This is a genomic window from Streptomyces sp. NPDC052107 (assembly GCF_040680215.1).
GTDB lineage: Bacteria > Actinomycetota > Actinomycetes > Streptomycetales > Streptomycetaceae > Streptomyces.
The window spans coordinates 20,901-27,297 of sequence record NZ_JBFAWG010000073.1 but is presented as its reverse complement, the minus strand read 5'-3'; the positions used below and the strand labels follow the sequence as shown (position 1 = coordinate 27,297).

General features: G+C 70.7%; 6 protein-coding genes. 3 read left to right on the top strand and 3 right to left on the bottom strand.

Annotated features, from left to right (window positions below; genetic code table 11):
• Positions 1-102: 102 nt before the first annotated feature.
• Complete coding sequence (locus tag AB0M27_RS38215; protein ID WP_365729145.1) at positions 103-366, bottom strand: hypothetical protein; 264 nt, start codon at positions 364-366, stop codon at positions 103-105.
• A 209-nt stretch (positions 367-575) separates the two neighbouring features.
• Here AB0M27_RS38215 and AB0M27_RS38210 point away from each other — a divergent pair, with 209 nt between their 5' ends.
• Positions 576-2,027, top strand: a complete 1,452-nt coding sequence (locus tag AB0M27_RS38210; RefSeq protein ID WP_365729142.1) for an amino acid permease — start codon at positions 576-578, stop codon at positions 2,025-2,027.
• 17 nt (positions 2,028-2,044) lie between these two features.
• Here AB0M27_RS38210 and AB0M27_RS38205 read toward each other — a convergent pair whose 3' ends face one another.
• Together AB0M27_RS38205 and AB0M27_RS38200 are read right to left on the bottom strand one after the other, a co-directional pair.
• Complete coding sequence (locus tag AB0M27_RS38205) at positions 2,045-2,734, bottom strand: response regulator (RefSeq protein ID WP_365729140.1); 690 nt, start codon at positions 2,732-2,734, stop codon at positions 2,045-2,047.
• Positions 2,734-4,398, bottom strand: coding sequence for a sensor histidine kinase (locus tag AB0M27_RS38200; protein ID WP_365729139.1), 1,665 nt, complete (start codon positions 4,396-4,398; stop codon positions 2,734-2,736). The genes AB0M27_RS38205 and AB0M27_RS38200 overlap by 1 nt, the downstream gene beginning before the upstream one ends.
• Positions 4,399-4,635: 237 nt before the next feature.
• Between AB0M27_RS38200 and AB0M27_RS38195 the strand changes: the two genes are divergently transcribed.
• Positions 4,636-5,496 carry an ABC transporter ATP-binding protein gene (locus AB0M27_RS38195; protein WP_365729138.1) on the top strand — a complete coding sequence of 287 codons (861 nt, stop codon included), beginning with the start codon at positions 4,636-4,638 and terminating at the stop codon, positions 5,494-5,496.
• The gene (locus AB0M27_RS38190) at positions 5,493-6,371 is read left to right on the top strand and encodes an ABC transporter permease (RefSeq protein ID WP_365729136.1); all 879 of its coding nucleotides are present in this window, start codon (positions 5,493-5,495) and stop codon (positions 6,369-6,371) included. Before AB0M27_RS38195 ends, AB0M27_RS38190 begins: the two co-directional genes overlap by 4 nt.
• The last annotated feature ends 26 nt before the right edge of the window (positions 6,372-6,397 follow it).

Here is a 6,397-nt window from a genome sequence, read left to right as displayed (position 1 = left end):
GGAGGGACGTGCCACGCGGGCTGGCGGCTCCTGTCGTTCAGTACCAGGGCACGAAGGCGATTGGCTCCCAAGGCTGAGCAACGCTCAGGCTCGCTGAGCCAATCAGAGACGCTTGCCGAACTGCTGGGTCACGGCGACGACCGTGACCGTGACCCAGGTGACGTCACCCTCGTCGGCCGCCGGGAAGCAGCACTTGTAGCGCCGTCCCGGGGGCGCGTCCGCGTAGCAGAACGACAGGAACAGGACATCCTCGCCGGCGGAGCGCGGGGGCAGTGCCTTGCCGAGGTCGGCCAGCGCCCTCGCGTCGGCACGGGACTCGACGCACAGGAAGCGTTCGGCCGCCGGGGTGGCCTCTTCCGTTCTCATGCCGTCAGATCATCGCAGCCGTGCCGCTCGCCGCGGGTCTGGGACGCCGAATATCTCACGGTACAGAGGCCGCATCAGTGCACTTTTTCCACCACCAGCCGGTCCGGACGGCACAAGAAACGGCGATTTTGCGGCGGGCAGGGGCATCCCGGACCATGGCTGAGTCCCGGCGATCCTGGGACATCTGTTCGATGAGAGGCGCACCACCCATGCACGTCACCGGGACCGCCCCCCAGCCGGCTCCGGCCCCCTCCGAGGAGCTCAAGGCTGCCGTCGGAGACCTTCCCGACACCACCGGCGTCACGGACGCCCACGGTTCCTCCAGCAAGCACGCCCGCCGCTTCGGTCTGCCGGTCGCGACCGCGCTGGTCATGGGCAACATCATCGGCGGCGGCATCTTCCTGCTCCCCGCCTCCATCGCCCCGTACGGCTGGGTCAGCCTGGTCGCCTTCGGTGTGCTGACCGTGGGTGCCATCGCGCTCGCTCTGGTCTTCGGCCGGCTCGCCGCGCGCGACCCCCGTACCGGCGGCCCCTATGTCTACGCCCGTGAGGCCTTCGGTGACTTCGCCGGGTTCCTCGCCGCCTGGGCGTACTGGATCACCACCTGGGTGTCGAACGCGGCGCTCGCCGTGGCCGCCGTCGGCTATCTGGACGTACTGATCCCGGTCAACGACCACAAGTGGACCGCGTGTCTGGCCGCCCTGGCCCTGCAGTGGCTGCCGGCCCTCGCCAACCTCGCCGGCACCCGGTACGTGGGCGCGGTCCAGCTGGTCTCGACGGTGCTGAAGTTCGTGCCGCTGCTGCTGGTCGCGGTCGGCGGGCTGTTCTTCTTCGACCCGTCCCGGCTCGGGCCGTTCAACTCCAGTGGTCACAGCGCGATCGGTGCCGTGTCCGCATCCGCCGCGCTGCTGCTCTTCTCCTACCTCGGGGTGGAGTCCGCCGCCGTGAGCGCCGGCGAGGTGAGGAACGCGCGCCGCAATGTGGGGCGTGCCACCGTGATCGGCACCGCGGGCGCCGCGCTGGTCTATCTGCTGGGCACGCTGTCCGTCTTCGGCACGGTCGCGCACAACCGGCTGGTGGCCTCCACGGCCCCCTTCTCCGACGCCGTGAACACGATGTTCGGGGGCAGCTGGGGCGGTACGGCGGTGGCGCTGGCGGCGCTGGTGTCGATGACCGGCTGCCTCAACGGCTGGACGCTGCTGAGCGCGCAGACCCCGTACGCCGCGGCCAAGGACGGCCTGTTCCCGGCGGCCTTCGCACGCCGCCGCCGGGGCGTGCCGACGGTCGGCGTCGGCGTCACGGTCGTCCTCTCCTCCCTCCTCACGGCGTACAACTACCTGTCGGGTTCGGCGAAGGTCTTCGACGTCCTGGTCCTCGTCACCACGTTCACCGCGACCGTGCCGTATCTGCTGGCGACCGCGGCGCAGCTCTTCCACCTGGTCTCCGGCAGGTCCGTGGACCGGACGCGTCTCGTGCGGGACTCGGTGATCACCACGATCGCGGCCGCCTTCTCCGTCTGGCTGATGGCGGGCGCCGGCTACGCGGCCGTGTACCAGGGCGTGCTGTTCCTGTTCGTCGGGATCCTGGTCTACGCGGTGCTGGCGGCGCGGCGGCAGCGGAAGCCGGCGAAGACGACCGGGGCCGTGCCCCACACATGGTGAATGGCCGGTCCGCCGGTTCAGGAGACGATGCGATAGAGGTGCTCCGGACGCCCGGCCGCGCCGTATCGAAGCTCCAGGCGGACCATGCCCTCCTTGACCAGGTAGGACAGATAGCGCTGGGCCGTGGCGCGGGAGACACCGGTGAGTTCGGCCGCCTCGGCCGCCGACACCGGGCCGCTCGCGGCGCGCAGCGCCTGGTGGACCAGGGTCAGGGTGGGCGCCGAGTGGCCCTTGGCCGGTACCCGCGGGACGGCGGGCGGCCGGGCGGCGCTGAACAGGGCGTCCACATCGGCCTGGTCCGGCTCGGCGGCCGGGCCGAGCACCTCCACGCGGTGCTGGAGTTCCCGGTAGGCGGTGAGCCGCTCGCACAGGTCGGGCGAGCCGAACGGCTTGACCAGGTAGCCCACGGCACCGAGCTTCATGGCGCTGCGCACCGACTCGATGTCCCGGTCCGCCGTGATCATCAGGGCGTCGGGCCGGGCTCCGCCCTCGTCCCCCGTGAGCCGGCGCAGCACGTCGAGCCCGCTGCCGTCGGGCAGGAAGATGTCGAGCAGCAACAGGTCGGGGCGCAGTGCCCGGACCGCCTGCAACGCCTCGGCGACGCTCGCCGCCTCGCCGACCACGGCGAAGCCCGCGACGCGGCTCACGTACTCGCTGTGGATGTGGCTCACCCGGAAGTCGTCGTCCACGACCAGGGTCCGGATCATCAGCGCTCGCCTCCCACCGGCAACGCCGTGGTGAACAGTGCTCCCCGCGGCGCGAGGGCCGTGTCCGGCAGGGGCAGTACGACCGTGAAGACCGCGCCCGGTCCCTCGCTGACCGTGATGGTGCCGGCGTGCCGTTGCACCAGCCGGTGCACCAGGGCCAGTCCGAGGCCGCGCCGGGCGGTGCCCCGTTCCGGCCGGGTCGACCAGCCGTCCTCGAAGATCGACTCGGCCGCGTCCGGCGGGATCCCCGGACCGGTGTCCGCGACCCGGACCCGCACTTCGTGAGAGCTCTCGGTCAGGGTGAGCCGTACCTCGCGGCCGGCCGCCGGGCGCGGTCCCTCACCGGCCGCGTCCACCGCGTTGTCCAGCAGGTTGCCGACGATGGTCAGCAGCCGGTGCAGGTGCGGCGGGTCCTGGCCGAGGGCCGAGTCGTCGGCCAGCACGATCCCTACCCCGCGTTCGGCGGCGACCGTGGTCTTGGCCACGATCAGACCGACCATGAGCGAGTTCCCGATCCGCTTGCGCACGGACTCGGAGAGCGCCTGGCCGGCGCCGGCCGCGCCGACGGCGAACTCGTAGGCGTCGTCGTACTCCCCGATGTCGAGCAGGCCGGCCAGGGTGTGCATGCGGTTGGTGAACTCGTGCTGCTGGGCTCGGAGCGCGTCGGTCAGGCCTCGCACGGAGTCCAGTTCGCGCAGCAGCCCGACCATCTCGGTGCGGTCCCGCACGGTGACCACGGCGCCGAGTTCACGGCCGTGCAGGGTGACCGGCATGCGGTTGACGACGAGGCAGTGCTCGTCGGTCAGGACACTGACGTCGGTGCCGGTCAGGGTGCCGTCCAGGGCGCGGCGCAGGCGGCCGTCGGGCAGGACCTGCTCGACGGTGCGGCCGAGTGCGTTGCCGAGGCCGAGCAGCCGGCGGGCCTCGTCGTTCACGACGGTGATCCGGCCGTCGGGGTCGAAGGCGACCACACCCTCACGGATGCCGTGCAGCATCGCCTCGCGGTCCTGCAGCAGTCCTGCGATCTCCTCCAGCTCCAGCCCGAAGGTGGTCCGCTTCAACCGCCTGGCCAGCAGATACGCGGCCGCGGAACCGAGCGCGGTGGCGATCGCGGCGTACAGGCCGAAGGTGGGCAGCTCGCGCCACAGCTCGCTGAGGACATGGCGTTCCGGAATACCCACCGACACCTCGCCGACCAGCTTGCCCGTCGGCCCGTACAGCGGGGCCTTGCCGTTGGCGGACCGGCCGGTCGCGCCGTGGTCGGTGCCGACGTGCGTCCGGCCGTCCAGCACCACGATCGGCTCGGCCACCGGCGAGCCGACCAGCCGCGGCATGGGGTGCGAGTGGCGGACGCCGTGCAGGTCGATCACCACCACGTACGACGCCCCCGAGGCCCGCCGAATCCGCTCGGCGGCGGCCTGCACCACGGCACCGCCGTCGCCGTACTCCATGGCCCGCCGGATCTGCGGGTCCGCTGCCGCGCTCTGCGCGATGCCCACGGCCCGCTCCTCGTAGGTGCGGTCGAGCGCGGAGCGCTGCGCGAAGGCGAACAGGGCGAATCCGATGGCGCCGGTGAGCGCCAGGATGACGAGCTGGCTGGCCAGGATCCGCGCGGAGAGTCTCCCCCTCCCGCCGCGCCCGATCCGTATACGGATGGGTGTCACAGGTGCCTCTTCGCCTCTGTCCCGGGTGGTGCCGGGCCGGCCGTGCGCCGGACCCGTGGTGGCGTGATTGTGCCCGATGGCCGTAATCCTGCCCACCCCCGAATCCCTGAGCAGAATGAGCAGAACCCCGGTTAACGCGGCTTTCGCGAGATACCTGGGAAACAGCGACGTGACACCGGGTGAGCTCTAGCGTCTGCCTTCCTCGACCCCACGAGGTGTGGAAGGAGACGGCCTCACATGGCTTCGCGAAACGATGTCGCGACGAGCCCGATCGCCGGTGCAGCAGAGCGCGAGGACGCGCGCATCGAGATCTCCGGGCTCACCAAGCGATTCCTGACCCCTGCCGGTGAGGTGTTCACGGCACTGCAAGAAGTTTCGTTCACCGTGGAGCCGGGTCAGTTCTGTGCGGTGGTCGGTCCCACCGGCTGCGGCAAGTCGACGACGCTGGGCATGGTGTCCGGGCTGGACCGGCCCAGCGAGGGCTCGGTGAAGGTCGGCGGCCGTGAGGTGGACGGCATCACCGACGGCGTCAGCTTCATGTTCCAGGCGGACGCGCTGCTGCCCTGGAAATCCGTCCTCGGCAATGTGCTGATGGGCCCCGTCTTCCGCGGCGTGCCCAAGCAGCAGGCACAGGCCCAGGCGCGCGACTGGCTGCGCCGGGTGGGCCTGACCGGTTTCGAGGACCGTTACCCGCACCAGCTCTCCGGCGGCATGCGCAAGCGCGTGGCGATGGCCGCTGCGCTGATCAACGAACCCAAGATCCTGATCATGGACGAGCCGTTCGGCGCCCTGGACGTGCAGACCAAGGCGATCATGTCGACCGAGCTGCTGGACCTGTGGGAGCAGATCCGGCCCTCCGTCATCTTCATCACCCACGACCTCGACGAGGCCGTGGCGCTCGCTGACCGGGTCGTCGTCATGACGTCCAGCCCCGGGTCGGTCAAGGCCGTCTTCGACATCGACCTGCCGCGGCCGCGCGGCTCGGTCCAGGAGATCCGCTACCAGCCCCGCTTCATCGAACTCCAGCACCAGATCTGGGACACGCTGCGCGAAGAGGTGGAGCGCGCCTACGCACGCACCGCAGGAGGAAAGGCATGAGCACGACGTCCACCGCTTCCGCCGTACCGGTCGCCGACGGCGGGCCCGCCTCGGCCGCGGCCGCCGCCAAACGGGCCGCACGACGGCGGGTCGCACGGGTGTGGGCGGGCCGCCTCGGCCTCGCCGCGGTCGTCATCGGCGGCTGGCAGGCGTTCACCACCTGGGGCATCGTCGACCCGTTCTTCTTCGGGCAGCCGTCCGGGATCTGGAAGCGGCTCATCGAGCTCTTCCAGAACGGCACCGAGTTCGGGTCCTTCTACGCGAACATCTGGACCACCATCCAGGAGGCGCTCATCGGCTTCGCCCTCGGCGCCGGCACCGGAGTCGTCTTCGGCGTCGCGCTGGGCCAGAGCCGCTATCTGTCCGACGTCCTCGGGCCCTACATCAAGATGGTGAACGCCATCCCGCGCATCGTCCTCGGCTCGATCTTCATCGTCGCCTTCGGCATCGGCGTCACCCCGAAGATCCTGCTCGCCGCCGTGCTGGTGTTCTTCATCGTCTTCTTCAACGCCTTCCAGGGCGTCCGCGAGGTCGACCGCAACATCCTCGCCAACGCCCGGGTGCTCGGCGCCTCCCAGCTGCAGATCATCCGGCATGTCATCGTGCCCTCCGCGCTCACCTGGATCATCGCCAGCCTGCACAGCGCCTTCGGCTTCGCCATCGTCGGCGCGCTGGTCGGCGAGGTGCTCGGTGCGCAGAGCGGGCTCGGCCTCGTCATCAAGACCGCGCAGAACAACTTCGACCCCAACGGTGTGTTCGCCACGATGCTCGTCATCGCGGTGATCGTGCTCGGCGCGGAGTGGCTGATCGGCAAGCTCGAGCACCGGCTGCTCTCCTGGCGTCCGCCAGCCCCTTCCGAGGCCAACAGCCTCTGATCCTCCCCCTTCTCCCCGCATCCCAG

Coding starts and splice junctions, on each gene's coding strand:
- AB0M27_RS38215 (WP_365729145.1), bottom strand. CDS start 366: ATGAGAACGGAAGAGGCCACCCCGGCGGCCGAACGCTTCCTGTGCGTC.
- AB0M27_RS38210 (WP_365729142.1), top strand. CDS start 576: ATGCACGTCACCGGGACCGCCCCCCAGCCGGCTCCGGCCCCCTCCGAG.
- AB0M27_RS38205 (WP_365729140.1), bottom strand. CDS start 2,734: ATGATCCGGACCCTGGTCGTGGACGACGACTTCCGGGTGAGCCACATC.
- AB0M27_RS38195 (WP_365729138.1), top strand. CDS start 4,636: ATGGCTTCGCGAAACGATGTCGCGACGAGCCCGATCGCCGGTGCAGCA.
- AB0M27_RS38190 (WP_365729136.1), top strand. CDS start 5,493: ATGAGCACGACGTCCACCGCTTCCGCCGTACCGGTCGCCGACGGCGGG.